Source organism: Ruegeria sp. ABM4_193 (genome assembly GCF_056158705.1).
Genome location: NZ_JBSWTT010000001.1, coordinates 2,708,108 through 2,725,695, shown reverse-complemented (window position 1 = coordinate 2,725,695; position 17,588 = coordinate 2,708,108). Strand labels below are relative to the sequence as shown.

Annotated in this window: 17 protein-coding genes, 1 tRNA gene and 1 pseudogene; 7 read left to right on the top strand and 12 right to left on the bottom strand. The window is 53.6% G+C overall.

All coding sequences use genetic code 11. From position 1 onward, the window contains the following. Window positions 1-94: 94 nt before the first annotated feature. Window positions 95-170: transfer RNA gene (locus tag ACXADZ_RS13640), tRNA-Trp, on the top strand. A 96-nt stretch (window positions 171-266) separates the two neighbouring features. On the opposite strand, the gene ACXADZ_RS13635 is transcribed toward ACXADZ_RS13640, so the two are convergent. The 8 genes from ACXADZ_RS13635 to ACXADZ_RS13600 all read right to left on the bottom strand — a co-directional run bounded on the left by ACXADZ_RS13635 (window position 267) and on the right by ACXADZ_RS13600 (window position 8,163). Continuing rightward, complete coding sequence (locus tag ACXADZ_RS13635) at window positions 267-482, bottom strand: hypothetical protein (protein ID WP_475197112.1); 216 nt, start codon at window positions 480-482, stop codon at window positions 267-269. A 706-nt stretch (window positions 483-1,188) separates the two neighbouring features. Continuing rightward, a complete protein-coding gene (locus tag ACXADZ_RS13630; protein WP_475197110.1) occupies window positions 1,189-2,481 on the bottom strand; it encodes a TRAP transporter large permease in 1,293 nt (430 codons plus the stop codon). Next, window positions 2,478-3,092, bottom strand: a complete 615-nt coding sequence (locus ACXADZ_RS13625) for a TRAP transporter small permease (protein ID WP_475197108.1) — start codon at window positions 3,090-3,092, stop codon at window positions 2,478-2,480. Before ACXADZ_RS13625 ends, ACXADZ_RS13630 begins: the two co-directional genes overlap by 4 nt. An 85-nt stretch (window positions 3,093-3,177) precedes the next feature. Then, on the bottom strand, window positions 3,178-4,182 hold the full coding sequence (gene dctP / locus ACXADZ_RS13620; RefSeq protein ID WP_475197107.1) for a TRAP transporter substrate-binding protein DctP: 1,005 nt from the start codon (window positions 4,180-4,182) through the stop codon (window positions 3,178-3,180). Window positions 4,183-4,384: 202 nt separating this feature from the next. After that, window positions 4,385-4,864, bottom strand: coding sequence for a thioesterase family protein (locus ACXADZ_RS13615; RefSeq protein ID WP_475197106.1), 480 nt, complete (start codon window positions 4,862-4,864; stop codon window positions 4,385-4,387). Beyond that, window positions 4,861-5,892, bottom strand: coding sequence for a histone deacetylase family protein (locus tag ACXADZ_RS13610; protein WP_475197104.1), 1,032 nt, complete (start codon window positions 5,890-5,892; stop codon window positions 4,861-4,863). The genes ACXADZ_RS13615 and ACXADZ_RS13610 overlap by 4 nt, the downstream gene beginning before the upstream one ends. Window positions 5,893-5,895: 3 nt before the next feature. Next, window positions 5,896-6,825, bottom strand: coding sequence for a 3,5-dioxohexanoate:acetyl-CoA acetone transferase (gene kce / locus ACXADZ_RS13605; RefSeq protein WP_475197102.1), 930 nt, complete (start codon window positions 6,823-6,825; stop codon window positions 5,896-5,898). Window positions 6,826-6,828: 3 nt separating this feature from the next. Continuing rightward, the gene (locus ACXADZ_RS13600; RefSeq protein WP_475197100.1) at window positions 6,829-8,163 is read right to left on the bottom strand and encodes an aminotransferase family protein; all 1,335 of its coding nucleotides are present in this window, start codon (window positions 8,161-8,163) and stop codon (window positions 6,829-6,831) included. Between the two features lie 109 nt (window positions 8,164-8,272). On the opposite strand from ACXADZ_RS13600, the gene ACXADZ_RS13595 reads away from it, so the two are divergent. Genes ACXADZ_RS13595 through ACXADZ_RS13585 form a run of 3 tightly spaced genes read left to right on the top strand, consistent with a single transcriptional unit; the run spans window position 8,273 to window position 10,638 of the window. Next, entirely contained in the window at window positions 8,273-9,280 is a 1,008-nt protein-coding gene (locus tag ACXADZ_RS13595; RefSeq protein ID WP_475197099.1) for a LysR family transcriptional regulator, read from the top strand. Beyond that, window positions 9,277-10,107: a carbon-nitrogen hydrolase family protein gene (locus tag ACXADZ_RS13590; protein ID WP_475197098.1), complete on the top strand. Its 831-nt coding sequence runs from the start codon at window positions 9,277-9,279 to the stop codon at window positions 10,105-10,107. Before ACXADZ_RS13595 ends, ACXADZ_RS13590 begins: the two co-directional genes overlap by 4 nt. 51 nt (window positions 10,108-10,158) lie before the next feature. Further along, window positions 10,159-10,638 (top strand): GNAT family N-acetyltransferase, encoded by a 480-nt coding sequence (locus ACXADZ_RS13585; protein WP_475197096.1) that lies wholly within the window; start codon window positions 10,159-10,161, stop codon window positions 10,636-10,638. A gap of 438 nt (window positions 10,639-11,076) precedes the next feature. On the opposite strand, the pseudogene ACXADZ_RS13580 reads toward ACXADZ_RS13585, so the two are convergent. Next, window positions 11,077-11,160, bottom strand: a pseudogene (locus tag ACXADZ_RS13580) (integrase); the annotation flags it as partial. A 632-nt stretch (window positions 11,161-11,792) separates the two neighbouring features. On the opposite strand from ACXADZ_RS13580, the gene ACXADZ_RS13575 reads away from it, so the two are divergent. Together ACXADZ_RS13575 and ACXADZ_RS13570 are read left to right on the top strand one after the other, a co-directional pair. Continuing rightward, window positions 11,793-12,743 carry a PhzF family phenazine biosynthesis protein gene (locus ACXADZ_RS13575; RefSeq protein ID WP_475197095.1) on the top strand — a complete coding sequence of 317 codons (951 nt, stop codon included), beginning with the start codon at window positions 11,793-11,795 and terminating at the stop codon, window positions 12,741-12,743. 181 nt (window positions 12,744-12,924) lie between these two features. After that, window positions 12,925-13,743, top strand: coding sequence for a dipeptidase (locus ACXADZ_RS13570; RefSeq protein WP_475197093.1), 819 nt, complete (start codon window positions 12,925-12,927; stop codon window positions 13,741-13,743). A gap of 399 nt (window positions 13,744-14,142) precedes the next feature. Here the strand turns inward: ACXADZ_RS13570 and ACXADZ_RS13565 are convergent, their stop codons facing one another. Together ACXADZ_RS13565 and ACXADZ_RS13560 are read right to left on the bottom strand one after the other, a co-directional pair. Further along, a complete protein-coding gene (locus ACXADZ_RS13565; protein WP_171183741.1) occupies window positions 14,143-14,823 on the bottom strand; it encodes a GntR family transcriptional regulator in 681 nt (226 codons plus the stop codon). A gap of 223 nt (window positions 14,824-15,046) precedes the next feature. Further along, window positions 15,047-16,398 (bottom strand): IS3 family transposase gene (locus ACXADZ_RS13560; protein ID WP_475191855.1). Its coding sequence is split into 2 segments (ribosomal slippage): window positions 15,047-16,060 and window positions 16,063-16,398, totalling 1,350 coding nucleotides; the frame shifts between segments, so codons are not numbered across the junction. Window positions 16,399-16,482: 84 nt separating this feature from the next. On the opposite strand from ACXADZ_RS13560, the gene ACXADZ_RS13555 reads away from it, so the two are divergent. Beyond that, window positions 16,483-16,905: a Crp/Fnr family transcriptional regulator gene (locus tag ACXADZ_RS13555; RefSeq protein ID WP_475198574.1), complete on the top strand. Its 423-nt coding sequence runs from the start codon at window positions 16,483-16,485 to the stop codon at window positions 16,903-16,905. A gap of 244 nt (window positions 16,906-17,149) precedes the next feature. Here the strand turns inward: ACXADZ_RS13555 and ACXADZ_RS13550 are convergent, their stop codons facing one another. Beyond that, complete coding sequence (locus tag ACXADZ_RS13550; RefSeq protein WP_475197091.1) at window positions 17,150-17,509, bottom strand: ArsR/SmtB family transcription factor; 360 nt, start codon at window positions 17,507-17,509, stop codon at window positions 17,150-17,152. Window positions 17,510-17,588 lie beyond the last annotated feature (79 nt).

Sequence of the window (17,588 nt, the reverse complement as noted above, 5' to 3'; positions counted from 1 at the left end):
TTGCGCAACTTGTTTGTCGGATCAGATAGTGGTGTGGAATCTGAAAAAGCCTCTTGAGTCCGCCGCGCGGCTGGCATATCTGGGTGCTCACCACAGGGGTATAGCTCAGTTGGTAGAGCGACGGTCTCCAAAACCGTAGGTCGCGGGTTCGAACCCTGCTGCCCCTGCCATTAACCTCCCAATGAAACAAGGCGTTTGAGGCTTTACGGCTTTGGAGACTTTCGCGTGCGTGTAACGCGGAGGTGTAACAATCCGATCTTTGCAACCTATTCCGCAGCCTTCGCAGCATTGCCACCCGTCAGCACCGCAATGACCTGGTCTAGCGGCTGGCCTGTCTTCATGGCGTAATCCAGCGCCATTTTCATCACATCATCGGACAGTGGCGCGACATTCGTGTCGGGCTTGGCCAAACCGCCCGTGATCGCTGCCACCTGCTTCTTTGCGAGGTCGTCAGTCACCCAGCCATAAACGGTCTCAGTCATGTCCGTATTTGCATGGCCCGCGTGCTTGGACACGATCTCCAGCGGAACACCTGCCTCTAGCAGTGCAGTAATACCGCCATGTCGGCGACTGTGCAGCCAATTTTGTCTGGTTTGTGACGCCTTAAGATAACCCGTTCGAGTTCTTTCTGGGTTGATGGGTTGATCTCCCCAATTGATCGTTGCCGAAGCAAACGACGGCTTTGTCCGCGAGGCAGCCTTTCGTAGTCCTCCGTTTCATAAACATAACGGTGGACCCGTTCAGTTGGGGAGGCTCAGGGTCTGAAGCAAACCCCCAAAAGGGATCAGCTGCCACGATTAGCTTGGCACGTAAGAGGTCGATTACAACCTCTTCAATAGTTTGCGAAACATCTCTGGTATGCAGAATTTGCAAAGCGAGTATGCGAGAATTCTTGGTAGTCAGAACGAGAATGGCCTCATAAGTAAGCCGAGTAAATGAAGCTCATGATTAGGATCAAAGCAATGGCAAAAGAATATAGAGACGCGCTCAGCCTCTTGAGCTTGGTCGTTGTAACCGCGTCGCTGATCGGTCTGCATTCCTGGTTGTATGTTCAGTAAGTCAAACGCGGCCGCGTTTGATCTAAAGTATGCAGAATGATTGATTTGGAATAGGTTGGTCACATGACCATCCGGTAACGTAAAAGGCGCCCGGAATTCGGGCGCCTTTTACTGTTCACGGCCGGTTCTCTTATCGGCTGAGCAGCAGATCCGGCAGCCACAGAGCAAGCTCAGGAATGAACGTGGTCAACATCAGCGTCGGCAGCCAAGCGAACACTATGAAGACCAGAGTCGGCCACAGCATCTTGGACACCGGCGTGTCGCAGATCTGAGCCCCTAGATAGAGTAGTGGTGCTGTGGGCGGGGTGATGTTGGCCATCCCAAGGTTTACGCCGATGATTGCGGCAAAATGAATCGGATCAACTCCGACACTTTGGGCGATCGGCAGCAGGATCGGCGTCGCCAACAGCAAGCCTGAGATGTCGTCCATCAGCATCCCGATTAAGATCATCACGAAGTTGATCATCAAAAGGATGATGATTGGGTTGTCTGAAACCGAGTAAACCATGTCCTTGGCCAGTTGCGGAGCGCCCTGCGAGATCAGGTTGTCCGACACGATCAGAACCATGAAAATCATGACCATAACTACGCCAATGGTCACGCCTGAGTTCTGGATCGTTTGCGCAAGGGTTTTCCAAGTCAAGCCGCGATAGAAGTAGATCGCAACCGGGATCGCATAGCAAACCGCGATGCCAGCAGCCTCGGTCGGGGTCATGATACCGCCATAAATACCCCCAAGAATGATAAGCGGCATCATTAGCGCAGGTCCGGCCAGACGGCCCTGACCCAAGAGAGCAGGCATAAACGGATCGGGACGATCAGACAGTTTTATATCGTCATACTTCCGTAACATGAACTGGTTGGTAATGATCAGAAGCGTGATCAGAATAATCGCGGGGATGACCGTAGACAGGAAACATTTTAGTACGTGTTGTTGTGCTACCCAACCATAAAGGATGTGCGATGAACTGGGTGGGATCAAAAGGCCCAGAGGGCTTGCCGACACGATAAGCGCTGCGGACTGTCCTTTCGGATAATTCGCCTTCTTAAGGTGCGGCATCATGATCCCGCCGATGCAGGTCAGAGTCGCATTCGCACTGCCCGAAATTGAGCCGAATACCCCACAGGCCAGCACGGATGCCGCGTTCAGACCGCCTTTGATGTGACCGATGAACATCTCGGCCAGCGCCACCAGCGGCGCCGCAATCCGGCCTTTCTCCATGATGCCGCCGGCAATCATGAAGAGAGGAATTGCCAACAGCACCAAAGAGCGGATCCCAGTTGCACCGGTCGGTAGGTAACCCGTAATGGATTGATCCCCAACCAGCGCAATAAAGATCAGAACGGCTCCAAACGCCACATAGACGCTGACGCCCAGCAAGAGCATCAGGCAGACAATAATAAGACTTCCGCCGATAATCATTTCGCGGCTCCTTTAAGGGTTTCGGACCGCAAAGGAAGCCCGAGCCCCTTTCGGATATGCACGTAAAGATATGCCGAGGTGAACATCGCCATGAAGCCAAATGCGCACATGATCGCGATACGCCAGGTGACAAACGGAATGCGCAACACCGGTGTCGACCTCAACCGTGGGAACGAGAAGTCGTCAAGCAGCGATACATAGCAGGCCCAAACCAGAAAGAGGATAACGATAAGCTCAACTAGCAAAACAATGAAGCCGCGCCACCAGATGAGCCGGGGGTTTTGAATCACGATGCCAAGGATGTCGGCGTTGATGTGCAGGTTCCGCGCAGATGCCAGAACCGCTCCGGCGAAGAAGCCCACGATGGAGAAGGCCAATAGCCATTCCTCATAGGCAAAAAGATCGCCGCTAAATCCATATCTGATCACGACGACTGCACCAAACGTGAAAGCCATCAAGAAGCCACAAGCCATCACTATTTGCCGCATGACAAATGCAATGGCTTTCATGGGATACCCGATGATAGGTGGAAGTTCGTCCGTGATTTTCTGCGGTTTATCAGCGTCGTCGTCGCCGACATATGTCGTCATGTCATCTTTCTCAATCGACATGCCTGTCCCCCCGCTTTTTTCTTTTTTAGAGAGTAAATAGCGAAAGGGCCGGCATAGATGCCGGCCCGATTGATTGTGCTAACTATCAGTTTTTGCTGGCCAGCAGGCGGTCGATCACATCCTGGCCAACGCTCTGGGCCATCATGGGCCAGATGTTTTCCTGGATATGTGCGGCCATGGCGGCTTGCTCTTCATCACTCAGGCTTAGGATGGTGTAGCCTTTGTCGATCAGCTTCTGTCCAAAAGCCGCGTCATTGTCGCGGTTATACTGGAAGAAGTCGTCTGACGCCTTGGTCATCGCGTTCTGCAGAGCGGCGCGCTGTTCGTCGTTCAACTTGTCCAGAGTACGCTGCGACGCGTAGAACGTGGTCAGCTCCGAGATCGAGTTGTACTCGACAAAGTGCGTACCAACATCCGACTGGGCGAAAATCGAGTAGGTTGCCGTCTTGGTACAGCAGATTGCACCATCAACGATACCGGACTGGATCGCGGGGAAGATATCACCCCATGCCATGGTCGTGGCCTGGAAACCAAGCGCTTCCACCATGGCTTTCACGGCGGGCGACGACCAAACACGAATGTTCATGCCTTTGTCGTCGAAGTTGTTCCAGTTGGTCGGTTCCTGCGTGGCCACGATGCCAACAAACCCTTCGGGATTCTGTGCCATTACGCGCACACCGTACTCGTCGGTGATTTCCTGCAAGATTTTATTATACTCGGAGTCCATGTTGCGCATGATGTTGTCCATGTCGTCCCAGCCACCTACGAGGAACGGCATCGACAGGAATTCCAGACGCGGGTCAGTGTCGGCATAGATAAATGCCGCCGCCAAATCGATGTTACCACGTGCTACATCTTCAAAGAGCGCCTCGCCCGACCCAAGCTGGTTGGCCGGAAAAACTTCAATTGTCAGGCCGACATCCGCCGCAGCGACATCTGCGGCGACCTGCTCCATCATCTTGGTGCCCTGATGGTCGATCGGGAACACACCGGCAAAGCGCAGCTTCATGTCTTCTGCCAGCGCCGCGGTTGACATTAGAGCGCTTACGGCACCAAGCATCAGGCCTTTGGTAACGTTTTTGAATTTCATCTAGATTTCTCCCAGTTTGCGGTTCTTCTTTACGTTGGCTTATTTTGCTGACCGCTGTGAATTGTTGCGTTTGGTCACACTATGCGAACACAAATTGCAGTGCAATTTTATTCACGGGTTATTCTTGCTTGGATCGGTTTCCTCCCTATTTTGGATTTTTGGGGGTGTGTTCTGAGGTGGCTACGACCGTTCGTCGGATCCATTATCGTCTTATCAATCCGATTGGACTTCCAACTTGAGCAGGGCAGGCGATCGGTTTGTGTTCAGCCATCAAAGTGGCGATTCGGTTTTGAATGTCGACCGGATAAGGGACGGAGCGGCGTGTGCCGTGATCGACGTTCACGAATACCTGCTCCATCACGCAGACAGTTGTTTGATCTTTCAGCTTTATCATCGATCCCGCGATATGCAGACGTTTAACGTCGGCATCCAGCATTAGAAACTGGCAAAAGAACTCTTCGCCTACCAATAGCTCACCCAGATAGTGGACGTGGTTTTGGAGTACAAACGGTCCGGCATTGAAAGCCTTCGCGTAACTTGGGCCAACGCCAAGCTCTCGATCCAGCATGACATCCAGGGCCTCGTCAAAGGCCATGACGTAATAAGCCAGATTCATATGGCCGTTATAGTCAATCCATGCGTCCGGTACTCGACGGTTTTCTGATGTTACCCAGTTTGTCATTCCACGTCGCCCTCGAAGCCCTGCAGGAATGCATGTAAATTGTCGCCCAACTCATCACAAAGATAACCTCCTTCCTGCACTATCACGGTGGGTAGATTCAGCGCTGAGAGCATCTTTGCCATTTCGGAAAATCCAGGTGTTGAGACGGCAAGACCTCCGAATGGGTCCCCTTCAAAAGCATCGAGACCGAGCGCGATGACGATGGCGCCAGGTGCAAAGCTCCTGACATGGGTCAAACCGCTCGACAGCCCTTTAAGAAAGCCGTCATCGCCGGTGCCGCGCGGGAGCGGAATGTTCAAGTTATAACCATGGCCTGCGCCTTCGCCGACCTCATGAGCGTGGCCCCAGAAAAACGGATAGAACCGCGCCGGGTCCGCGTGGATTGACAGGGTGAACACGTCGTTGCGTTCGTAAAAGATGCCTTGCGTTCCGTTGCCGTGGTGCAGGTCAACATCGACAATCGCCACTCGGTCGTGGGTTTGCCGCAAGAATTGAGCAGCGATAGCGCTGTTGTTGAGATAACAAAAACCGCCGGCTAGATCGCTAAAGCAATGATGACCCGGTGGCCTGCAGAGCGCATAGGCCACATTGTCCCCGTCCAATACTGCTTGGGTTGCGCTCACGGCGCAGTTTGCGGACCAACGCACTGCCTCCCAGGTGTGCGCGCCGATGGGGCAGGACATGTCAGCGACATGAAATCCCGCCTGACCAACTGCCGATAAGGGATAGCTGGCCGTGCGGCGATCCGGGTGGACGTTCGGGAAAATCTCGGGCGTGGCGTCGGGAATGCGTGCCCACCGTTCATAGACCGTCGACAGGAACTTCAAGTAGGCCGGGGTGTGTACCGCTGCGATCGGAGCTAGGCCATGATCAGTTGGCGTGTACACCGCGTGACCGCCTGCCGCGACGCCTGCAAGCAGGTGCTCCAACCGCTCAGGTTTTTCGGGGTTGGGTTGCATCACACCGTTTACCAGAAACCCGCTAGGATTATGCTGGCGTTGCCGTTCCTGATCAGAAAAGACTTTCATGTGTCAGAACCCCACCTTATCTGCTCCCTTGAGACCGAGCATCACGCGCGTCTCATCAGGTGTAGCGATCTCGTATCCCAGCTCTTCCAGAACGGACCGAATTTTAGTGACCTGTTGGGCGTTGCTAGTTGCAAGCTGCCCGCGCCCGATCATCAGGCTGTCTTCAAGACCTACACGAACATGCCCGCCTAGAATGGCGCTCATCGCGCCCAGTGGCATCTGCTGTCGCCCAGCGGCAAGTGCCGAAAACTCATAGGCGTCGCCCAACAGGCGGTCAGCCGTTTCCTTCAAATACATCAGGCTGTGTGGGCTGGCATCGATCCCGCCCAGTACTCCCATCACAAATTGCAAAAAGACCGGTGGCACAATGCGCTTTTGTTTCAGATAGAAGGCGAGCGTCTGAATGTGCCCCACATCGTAGCATTCACATTCAAACCGCGCTCCACCGGCATTGCCCAGCATTCGAAACACGGTTTCTATGTCATGGAATGTATTCTTAAACACAGTGTCGCGCGTGTTCTCCAGAAAGGTCTCTTCCCAATCATGGGTCCAATCGGAATAGCGGTCCTTCATCGGGAAGAGGCCGAAATTTATGGAGCCCATGTTGAGCGAACACATCTCTGGCGCCAGTTCTACAGGGGCCGAAAGCCGTTGTTCCACACTCATCTGTGAGCTGCCACCCGTGGTCAAGTTAATAACGGCATCACTCGCGTCCTTGATCCTCGGCAGGAACTGGCGAAATACTTTGATATCCGCGCTTGGGCGGCCGGTGTCCGGGTCGCGCGCATGCAGATGTAAAACAGATGCACCGGCTTCCGCTGCCTCGATTGCAGACTTGGCGATTTCGTCGGGCGAAACAGGCAGATGTGGGCTCATGCTCGGCGTGTGAATCGAGCCCGTCACAGCGCAAGTCAAGATAATTTTTTGCGCCATGTGTCAGACCCCCAATGCGCATTCACCGGCGAAGTCTCGGAGACTGTCGTCTAGTATATTCAGTATTTCGTTGATCTGCGGTTCGGTAACGATCAAAGGCGGGCAAATCAGGAAATGATCGCCCTTTATACCGCCGCGGGTTCGGCGCGAATAAGTGATCAGGTTGCGCTCGTAGCAGATTTCTACAAACCGTTCATAGGCGTTAATGTCCTTGCCCAATGGTGACATGGTGTCCCGATCCGACACCATTTCAAAGGCGGTTAGTAGGCCTTTTCCGCGTATATCACCGATAAACGGGTAACGCGTCATGAGGTCCATGAGCCCCGCCATCAACACGTCGCCCATGATGCGCGCATTGGTCATCAGGTCCAGTCGGTCGATCTCGTTCAGAACCGCCAATCCGGCGCTGCAAGCAAGCGGGTTTCCGGCATAAGTGTGGCCGTGGGCAAATCCGCCGCTGTCCAGCACTGTTTCGACCATCTGATCATCGGCAATCATGGCCCCCAACGGTGCATAACCCGCACCAAACCCTTTTGACAGAGCCACAAGGTCTGGGCGGATGTTCCAGTGCTCCGATGCTAAGAACGTACCAGTGCGTCCAACACCTGACATGACCTCATCCATGATCAGCATGACGCCAAACTCGTCGCAGATCTCACGCACCCGACCGTAATAGCTGTCGGGCGCAACTAGCGCGCCGGTGGATGCACCGCCCACCGGTTCCATGGCAAAGGCCAGAACCGTGTCAGGCCCCTGGGCAATGATCTCATCCCTGAGCATCTCGGCATACTTCAGACCACGATCGTGGTCGGACAGGTTATCGCGGTCCAAATAGCAAGTGGGCGCAGGAATTTTCGGCATTTCCTTGAAAAGCGGCCCAAACGCGTTTGTAAGCGGCCCGTATCCGGTAATTGCCAGCGCGCCCAAGGTAGAACCGTGATAGGATGGAAAGCGCGAAATGACTTTCCACCGACTGGCTTGCCCCCCAGCAACCGCCCATTGCCGCGCGAACTTCACGCAAGATTCCATGGCCTCGGACCCGCCCGAAACAAAAAAGACCTTGTCCAAGCCTTCCGGTGTGCGATCTGCAATCGCTGTGGCCAGGTTCTCGGCTGGGGCGTTTTCAAAATGTAAACGATAGGCAAAGGTTGCGCTGTCCATCTGCGCTTTCATCGCAGCCAGAACATTAGGGTTTGAATGGCCGATATTACTGACCATCGCCCCGGACGAACCATCAATATAACGCTGGCCGTTCTTGCCCCAAATATAGATTCCTTCTGCGCGATCAACCTCGGGGCGGCGCGCGCGACTTTGATAGAAAAGGTTCGATGCCTTCACGGTTTTTCTTCTTTGACAGGTGTGGCGTTGCAGGAGCGATACCCAACCTTGTGTTGGATTCTATTATACGGCAAATAGATAATGAGAATTAAGCATATTGATGGGATCAATGGACAACGCCACTGAACAGGACAAGTTGATCAGAGAGTTGGATTGGAATCTGCTGCGCACCTTTATGGTCATTGTTCAGGAAGGCAGCATCACACTGGCCGCCAAGCGACTGATGCGGCGACAACCTTCCGTCAGCCAGGCACTGAAACGTCTTGAGACAAGGCTTGGAATGCCTCTTATTGATCGCAGCCCATCGCATTTCCGCATCACTCCGGCCGGGCAGAAGCTGTACCAGGAATGTTTGGACATGTTCGGCAGTCTGGCGCGGGCGATCCAGAGCGCACAGGGTACAGAAGATATCGTGACGGGCACAATCAAGCTTGCTCTTCTAAGCCGGATTGAAAGCGAGTTTTTTGATGCGATATTGGCAGATTTTCATCGCCGATTTCCCGAAGTCAGCTTTGATGTCGAGGTTATGTCCAGCAAAGCCGTCAGGCAGGCGGTTCTTGAAAAATCAGCGACACTTGGCGTTTGCTTGGTCCACGACACGCACCCGAGTTTGCAGCATGAGGTTCTTTATCGTTCTTACTTTGGGTTTTACTGTGGTCCGAGCCATCCATTGTTCGGGCAACATGATCTGAAACTCGACGACCTGCGAGACCATTCGTCGGTTTCATTTCGGACAGACCAGCTTTGGGATGCGTTGCGTCCGGTGGCATTGCTACGAGCGCAGCACAAGCTCGACAACAAGGTGATCGGCTACACATCTGATCTGGGTGAGGCACAGCGGATGATAGGCGCGGGACTCGGGTTCGGTCCGCTGCCTGTTCACGTCGCCGAACGCTTCGTCAATCGCGGCGAACTGTGGCGTTTGCCGCCATACGAAAACACCTTGGCAATTGATATTCATCTCGTGCACCACAAAAGCGCACGCCTGAACCGGGCGGAAAAAGCACTGCTTGAAATGTTTCGAAGCCGGCTTGCATCGGTGCCACTTGAACAGCGCAGTTACCATCCAGCCGAAACAATCCGGCCAAAGGTTCAAGAGGGGAAAGCCAAAAAATGACTTCAAATGACACTCTGTCCCTGCTGGCCTGCCAGATCGAAATCCCCGCCACCGAGAGCGCTGCCGCGCGAGACAAACATCTTGCGGAAAGCGCGGCGAAAGTGCGCGATCAGCTCAGCCGCCGGAACGTGGATCTCGTGGTTCTTCCTGAGCTTTCCAGTATAGATTATTCGCGCGCAGCCTTCGACCGGCTCAATGAGATTGCGGAACCCTTGGAAGGAGCTTCTTTTGAAACATGGCGCGAGATCGCCAAGGAATTCGGTGTCCATGTCTCTTACAGTTTTGCGCGCCGGGGGACATCGGGGACGCATATTTCAGTTGCTGTCGTCAACCCGGACGGTGCGCTGGACGGCCATTACGACAAGCTTCACCTCTGCCACTATGGCGCTTCAATGGAGAAAAAGTATTTTGACGCCGGGAATCACATTTTCACTTTTGTAATCAATGGTTTAAAGATTTCACCAATAATTTGTTATGACATTCGTATTCCCGAGCTTGCACGCACCCTGACCCTAAAGCACGACGTCGATCTCATTCTGCATTGCGGGGCCTATTATCGCGATGAGTCCTTCGAAACCTGGCACAATTTCGCCATGTCACGCGCGATGGAAAACCAGGTCTTCTTCCTTTCCATTAACCGGGCCGGGGAAAACTGGGGCAATTCGATCTTTTGCTGGCCTTGGATGGATGAAAATACTCTGCCGGTGCGGTTTGCCGAGACAAATGAGGATTTTCGCTACGTGACCTTAGGTAAGAGCCAACTCTTGCAGGCAAGAGAAAGCTACACATTCCTCGACGACCGACTTGCGGATTACGATTCACTCTGAAGGGTCGGACAGCCTTCTGTTGGCGGTAGCGAAACATAGGTAAGGTCTCGAATGACACAGGTTACCATCGCTGGGGTGACGCTCGACAAAATACGCGATCTGGATTTTGCACTAAGGGCGTTGTCGTCTGAAATGGGCGACAGACATGTCGCGAATGTCCACATTTTGAAAGCGGCCTTCGCAGGTGACCATCCGGCCTTCAACGCGTTGCTCGCTCACAGTGGTAACGAAGCCGTCGGTGCACTTGTTTGGACCCCATTGTTTTCAACCACCAGAGGGGGTGGCGGCTTATTTGTAAGTGATCTTTGGGTTTCCTCTTCGGCGAGAGGGCAAGGTATTGGAAGCAGACTGCTGTCTCGCGCGGTTTTCGATGCGGACAAATCTTCTGGCGCGTGTTTTGTTAAACTGGCAGTCCATCGCACCAACCCCTCTGCCTTTTCCTTTTACACTCATATTGGATTTAAGGAAGAAACCGACATGTCGGCCATGATCCTCGAAGGCGCTTTTTTACAGCGTTTCAAGAAGCTCTGAACGTCAGTGGTGACGAAACCATTATCGTGCTCAAGTATTCGAACTTTCTCAATCCAGGTATTAGTAGCCTATAAGGCGACGATAGTGCGTTTGGAGCGATGGCGAGAAACTCAGCTGCCATATCTGAATCAAAATTATCGCAAGGTCAGTCGGGCAAAGAATCGATACTGTTTTAGGTTAGTGCGTCGATGCTTTAGTGGAATTCTGATTTTGGAGAACTGAACTGGCACCACCATTTTATGGTCCTAGGTATGGCTTTATCCGAAGTGGTCATTGATGCGCGCACCATCATTGACTGTTTTGTCCGCAAAGTATCACTTCGAACAGGTTCTGGCTCTGCGCCTACAGTGGACGGCAGGTTCGACGGGTCGTGTCGCAGCATCACCAACTGATAGCCAGCTGAAGCAACGACCCGCCGACGAAAGCGGTCAGTAGTGGTCAAATTTCAGTGGCTTCTGCTATGGCCAGTGCATCCTCAGGCTCAACACCGAGATACCGAACAGTACTGTCCATCTTTGTATGCCTATGTTCCAAGCTGGGCGAAGCGCGCGAATGACAGGTAAGTTTGGTGTTTCAATAACTGATCATCCGATCCGCCATTCCCGCCCACAACGACAACCCGGCGTTGACGAGAGAGGATATCACAGGATGCCGTGCCGCCTCTAAGGTCCGCATCAAGCCTTAACTCCCAAATGCTGCAAAGTGAAGTTTTGGTAGGTACACCATTCGTAGGATGGTCAAATTCGACAACCAACGCAGAATGCAGAAATGAAATCGAAAGTCACGATCAGGGGCCAGTTGTCGCCTTTCTCACGCGATCCTCTACGACAGATTTATCAATTTCGCGCTTGCAGCCAATAACCGGACTGCGGTCTGCGGCTGCAGAAATCCAGCAGAGTACTCAAAGTCGGCTATGGGCCGCCCTCGGTGGCAGCATGACATGGGGCAAGGGGCTTGCCGCACCTGCTCCGATGTCGGCATCGAGCCCAATTTTACCGAATGCTGCGCAAAACACTAACGACTGTTTTCACCTACCGCGCGCTCAACGTTTAATTCCGTAAGTGTGATGCCACCTCTCTCAATTGATTGCCTAGGTGCACGTTTTCCTGTTGAGCTATTCACTCAGAACCTCTTCCTTCAATTGGAACTGCGCAATGGAAAATGAGCACAACAATAGAGCCCGTGAACTCCCTTTCGCGCTTTATGATGCGTTTACGGCCACTCCATACTCCGGAAGCCAAGCTGGCATCGTATTGAATGCTTCAGGTCTCGAAAGATCAGAGAGGTCGCGTATTGCGCAAGAGATTGGCGCGCCCGCCACCTCATTTGTGGACTGTGTTGAAGATGGCCGCGTTGTTCTTCAATTCTTCTCCACGGTGATGGAGTTGCCGATGTGTGGGCACGGCACAATTTGCTTGGTTACCCGTTTGGTGGATACTGGCCTGCTTGATCTGCCGCACAAAGGCGCCAGAAATATCACTTTGGTTCTTCCAAACAGTGAAGCAAACGTTGAGTACCACCTCAATGAGATGTCTCGTGTCGAAGCGATGCTGGATGTCGCCGTGGCGGATTTCTCATCGGCAGACCTAGACATGAAAAAACTCGCAGACTTGCTGGGCATTCAAACGGCCGATTTGTCGACAGAATTACCAGTAGAAGTGGCGCGTGGTGATTTTGTCCATCTTTGCCTACCAATGCGTGACCTCGCCGCTATGGAAGCTCTAAGGCCGAATTTCAGCAGGCTTGCTTCTTTCTGCGTTGCGCATGGCCTAGAGACGGTTGCCGCGTTTTCAACTGACGTTATGAATACAGACCGGCATTTGCATGTTCGCGATTTCTGCCCAGCAGTCGGGGTGGCGGAATCCGCTGCGGCTGGAACGACGAACGCAGCTCTCGCAACTTACGCCCTGCGTCACGGGCTTGTGCAGGCCAATACAGAAGGGGTCGCTACTGTGCTGGCGGAACAGGGGATTGAACTTGGCAGGCCGAGCAAAGTGACTAGTCGGGTTCAAATGCATGAAGGGCAAGTCTTGCGACTTCAGGTCGGTGGGGTGGCTACACAAGTAATGGAGGGAACGCTAAACGTCGCGTTCGCACAGACATGATAAATTTGATAAGTGAAGCTCTGGTGTGGGATGCCCACGCTGGAATTTTTCCGTCGCCAAACGTTGATCTGGACACTCTTGGCACTTGGCAGACCCACCACGTTAACTATCTGAGCATTAACGTCGGTTTCGACGTCATGCGACGTGATGAAACACTGGCGACACTCGCAGCCTATCGCAGATGGATACTCGCCGTCCCGAAAACTACGTTCTGGCTGGAACATTGGAAGATATCAAAGCGGCCCACGAAACAGGTAAACTGGCGATAAGTTTCGATATAGAGGGGATGAACGCACTGGGCGGTGACTTGAACATGGTCAGCATTTACCATGCTCTGGGCGTTCGGCAGATGCTTTTTGCCTACAACCTTGGAAATGACGCAGCAGGGGGCTGCCATAATGCAGATACCGGGCTTACTCCATTTGGATGCGACATACTCAGTGAAATGAACCGTGTCGGCATGATCGTTGATGCCAGTCACACCAGTTATCAAACAAGTATGGAACTGATCGAAAGATCTGCCACGCCGGTTGTTTTTTCTCATTCAAACCCTGCATCGGTTTGGCGGCATCAGCGCAATATCTGCGATGATCAGATCAAAGCCTGTGCCGCAAAGGGGGGCGTCGTCGGCCTGAACGGACTTGGTATATTCCTTGGTGAAAATGACGTTAGCAAAGCTGCGCTGTTACGACACCTACAGCACTTGTTGGACGTAGCAGGTTGGCAGCATGTTGGTCTTGGTTTTGACTACACCCCAGACTTGAAAATTGATCTGAGTGTCATCCTGTCTGCCAGGCCGGACTATTGGCCCGCTGGCCAACAGTATGACACATCTATGATTGGCCACGCAGGGCCCGACTGTATTCCGGTTTTGGTTGAAGCGATGCAAAGCTGGGGACTGACCGGGGAGGAAATTCGGGGTGTCGTTGGAGGGAATTTCGCCCGTGTTGCGGAACAGTCTTGGAAGGGTGAAATACAAACCAAACAGACAAATGTATGAAGTGACCTCTACGAAAATCCCAATTGGCTAAGAGTACATTCCAACCCAAACGGACGCTCTGATTTTCAAATTGTAAGACTGTAGAGGCCCGCGTTTCACCAACTCGATCTATGTGTGTTTTGCACTCGCGGCGAATGCCTAGAAGCGGAATGCAAACGTAGAACCAACGACCGTGCTCAAGGTCCGCTTGGGGTCGACAGGGGTCATTCCCAAGCATATTCCAAATGGCAGCTTCGTCCGCAGAGCGGACATTCATGCAAGCTGTAGCGAATGGCTGTTTCGAGCCCAACGCCGACCTCGACTTTTTCGCGTGGTCTAGTCAATCGCGAGGGTAACCCGACCTTCGCTGCGGGTGCGAGTTGAGACGTCGTGCGTGCTGCAGGCAGGACACAGAAGCGCTCAATTCACGTGCTGGGTCTGGCTGTCCGCTTTAGTTGCGTCACTCCAATAGGACCCTTCTTTCCTGTCTATGTGGAGTTTCAGCACGTCCAGCGCTTTTGAAACATCGCCATTCTCGACGCACTGAAGCAACTCAATGTGCTCCCGATAGGACTTAGCCATGTGATCCGGGTGGTGCCCCAACCGGCTGCGCAATGCTGCCATTTTAAGAGCAATCGTCTGGTACGCGTCATTCAGAAACCGATTATCCGCACAATCAAACAGGCATTGGTGGAAAAGAGTATCCTGATACAGGTATTCTGCATCATCCGCCGCCCCTCGCGCCGCTTTCATCCGATTGATGCAATCGTTAAGCGCGGTATACAGCTCTTGCGGGTTTGCCTGCATGGCCGAGGTTAAAGCGGTTGTCTCAAGGCAGACACGCGCGTCGCAGAGCTTTGCCAATTCTTCGGGCTCCAAGTTGAACACGAAGGACCCACGTTGCGGTTCGACTACGAGCAGCCCTTCCATTTCAAGTCGATTGATTGCCTCACGAACAGGTGTGCGGCTGACCTCAAGGTTCTTGGCGATTCGAGCCTCAGACAGCTGCTCACCCAGTTCGAACTCGCCTTTGATAATCCGCTCGCGCAGGTTTTCTGTCACCAATTCCGTCAATGATTTCGGTCTGTTGAATGGGCTCATGTCGCTCTCCTCAGTTCGACAGTAGCAGCGATGTATCTGGCATACAATGTGTTAGTGTTGACACATTAGCATACTGTATGCCAGTTTTGATTCTCACAAAGAGACGGCATCGGGAGGGGCGTCTTTGCAAACTCTAGAAACATGGATTGTGTCCGTCGTCAGAGCTTTTCGGAAAGCTGAAGCGTTTTCGTAACAGAGGCTCTGGTTCGGTTTCTGTTTGAGTTTAGGCAGCAGCGGCTTGGTGCTGCAACCGGCGTTTTCGGATTGTCTGTTTCTTGATTTCCTCTCTCATCTTCAGGATCTTCGCGCCGCGGCCGTGATAGACGTCCGCAGGGGTTAGGTTGTCCAAGCTTTCGTGGTAGCGATGGTTGTTGTAGTGATCGACGAACGCCCCGATCCGGCATTCGAGGTCGCCCGGTAGGAAGTAGTTTTCCAAGAGGACACGGTTCTTCATGGTCTGGTGCCAGCGTTCGATCTTGCCTTGGGTTTGCGGATGGTGCGGCGTACCGCGAACATGGTCCATGCCCTTGTCCTCAAGATAAACGGCAAGATCAGAGGCGACGTAGGACGAGCCATTGTCGCTGAGCAGCCGGGGTTTGTGTACGACCGTGGCTTGATCGCAGCCCGAGACCTCCAGTGCCAGGTCCAACGTATCAGTGACGTCCGCAGCCTTCATCGTGGTGCAGAGCTTCCAGGCGATGATGTAGCGGCTGTAGTCGTCGAGGATGGTGCTGAGATAGAACCAGCCCCAACCGATGACCTTCAGGTACGTGAAGTCAGTCTGCCAGAGCTCGTTTGGTCGGCTTGTTTTGTCCCGGAACTCATCGGCCACGCGTATCACGACATGGGCCGGGGCGGTGATCAGATCCTCGGCGCTGAGAATGCGATACACGGAGGATTCAGATACGAAGTACCGCTTCTCGTCGGTGTATTTGACCGCCAGTTCGCGCGGCGTCAGATCTTCATGCTCAATGGCAAAATCGACAACATCCTCGCGTACCTTTTCTGGGATGCGGTTCCACACTGACCTGGGCCGTGGGGAACGGTCAGCCAGGGCATCAACGCCACCGTCGCTCCAGCGGGCATACCAGTCGTAGTATGTGCTGCTGGGGATGCCGAGCATCTTCAGGGTTTGCTTTACCGGCAGATGTGACGCTTCAACCGTGCGGATAATTTCAAGCTTCTCTGAGGCGGGGTATCTCATTCTTCGTCGCCCCCATCCCCGATCATGCTTTTTTTGAGCAGTCGGTTCTCAAGCGTCAGCTCGGCAACCACCTCCTTCAGGGCGGCAGATTCCGACCGCAGTTCTTTGACTTCCGGGGATGTCGCTTGTCGCGCCGTGTCACCCGCCAAGCGGTTCTTCCCAGCTTCGAGGAATTCCTTCGACCAGGAGTAATACAGGCTCTCTGCAATCCCCTCGCGACGGCACAGTGCAGCAATGCTTTCCTCGCCCCGCAGGCCCGCCAGGACGACCCTGATCTTCTCTTCAGCAGAGTAGTGCTTGCGCGTTTTGCGTTTGATACCCCTGACCAACTTGTCAGCGGCATCCTTCGATGTTCCGGATTTCTTGTTCATCTTCGCTCCATAATGGCTTCGACGAACCAGAAATCCTCCGTTGCTCAAACCCTAAATCTGTCCGGTGGGTGCTGACGTCAGACACTGGTCGTCGAAGGTGGGGTCGACCTTGTGCGCTATACAGAGAGCGGCATCTCGTTGATCTTGAACCGTGTCGGCCCAGGCAACGTTCTGGCCGAAGCTTCCGCCTATTCAGCGCAATACCATTGCGACGGTTTAGCCAGCACGAAGACCCAGCTAAAATCGCTTCCGGTTTCGCAGTTCCTGGAAGGGCTTCATAGCTCCTCAGACGTTGCGCGCACTTGGGCTGCCCAGTTGGCTCGCGAATTGCAGAACGCGCGGATGCAGTCCGAAATTAGGTCGCTCAAAACCGTGGCTGAACGATTGGACGCATGGCTCGGGTTGCGAAATAAGTTGCCGCCGAAAGGTGAGATACAAGACCTGGCGCGCGTTCTCGGCGTATCGCGCGAGGCGCTCTATCGTGAACTCGCCGGGCGGCGCAAATAGGCTTCGAGTGAATAACCCCATACGTTTCTGGCGCAGGCAATAACCACCGTTTCTAAAAGTTCACAGTTTGTGGGAGCAGCCATTGGAGCAAGCGCAGCGAAATGGCGCTCCGTCCGCGATTTGTAAGTTCGGGTGGGTAAGGATTTCGGCGCTGCAGCGAAAGTCGGCTCTGACGGGCCGCGCCGCAGCATCTTGACTCAGGCGCCAACGGCAGGTTTGGGCCGTTCAAGTAAAGCCGAGCAACTCACAAGTCTTTTTGGTCTATAGCGCCTTCGTCTCCGGCGCTAAGCAATGTCAGAATGTCCTGGCAGTTATCTATACGTCCACCGCAGCAGTCCGCCAGGAGAAAGCCGACGACGCCGTTGATCGCAGGTAGATGTGCAGCGTAGCGGATTTCACGTTGGTTACGGGTGCTTGTCAACAAACCGGCGCGTTTGAGGATGGCAAGATGGCCTGATAGTGTCGAAGGCTTCGCATCGAGCTGCTCTGCAATTGTCAGCGCGGGAACACCATTGGGCGACGCTTTCACTAAAAGCCGAAACGCAGCCAATCGTGTCGGATGGGCGAGAGCGGCAAAGGTGTCGATAGCGGAGTTTTGGTCCATAATTTCGTCAATGCCCGAAATATCGAAGCTTGACCAGTGGGCAAGACTGCAATACCCCAAAAGCCAATTCGGCAATCGC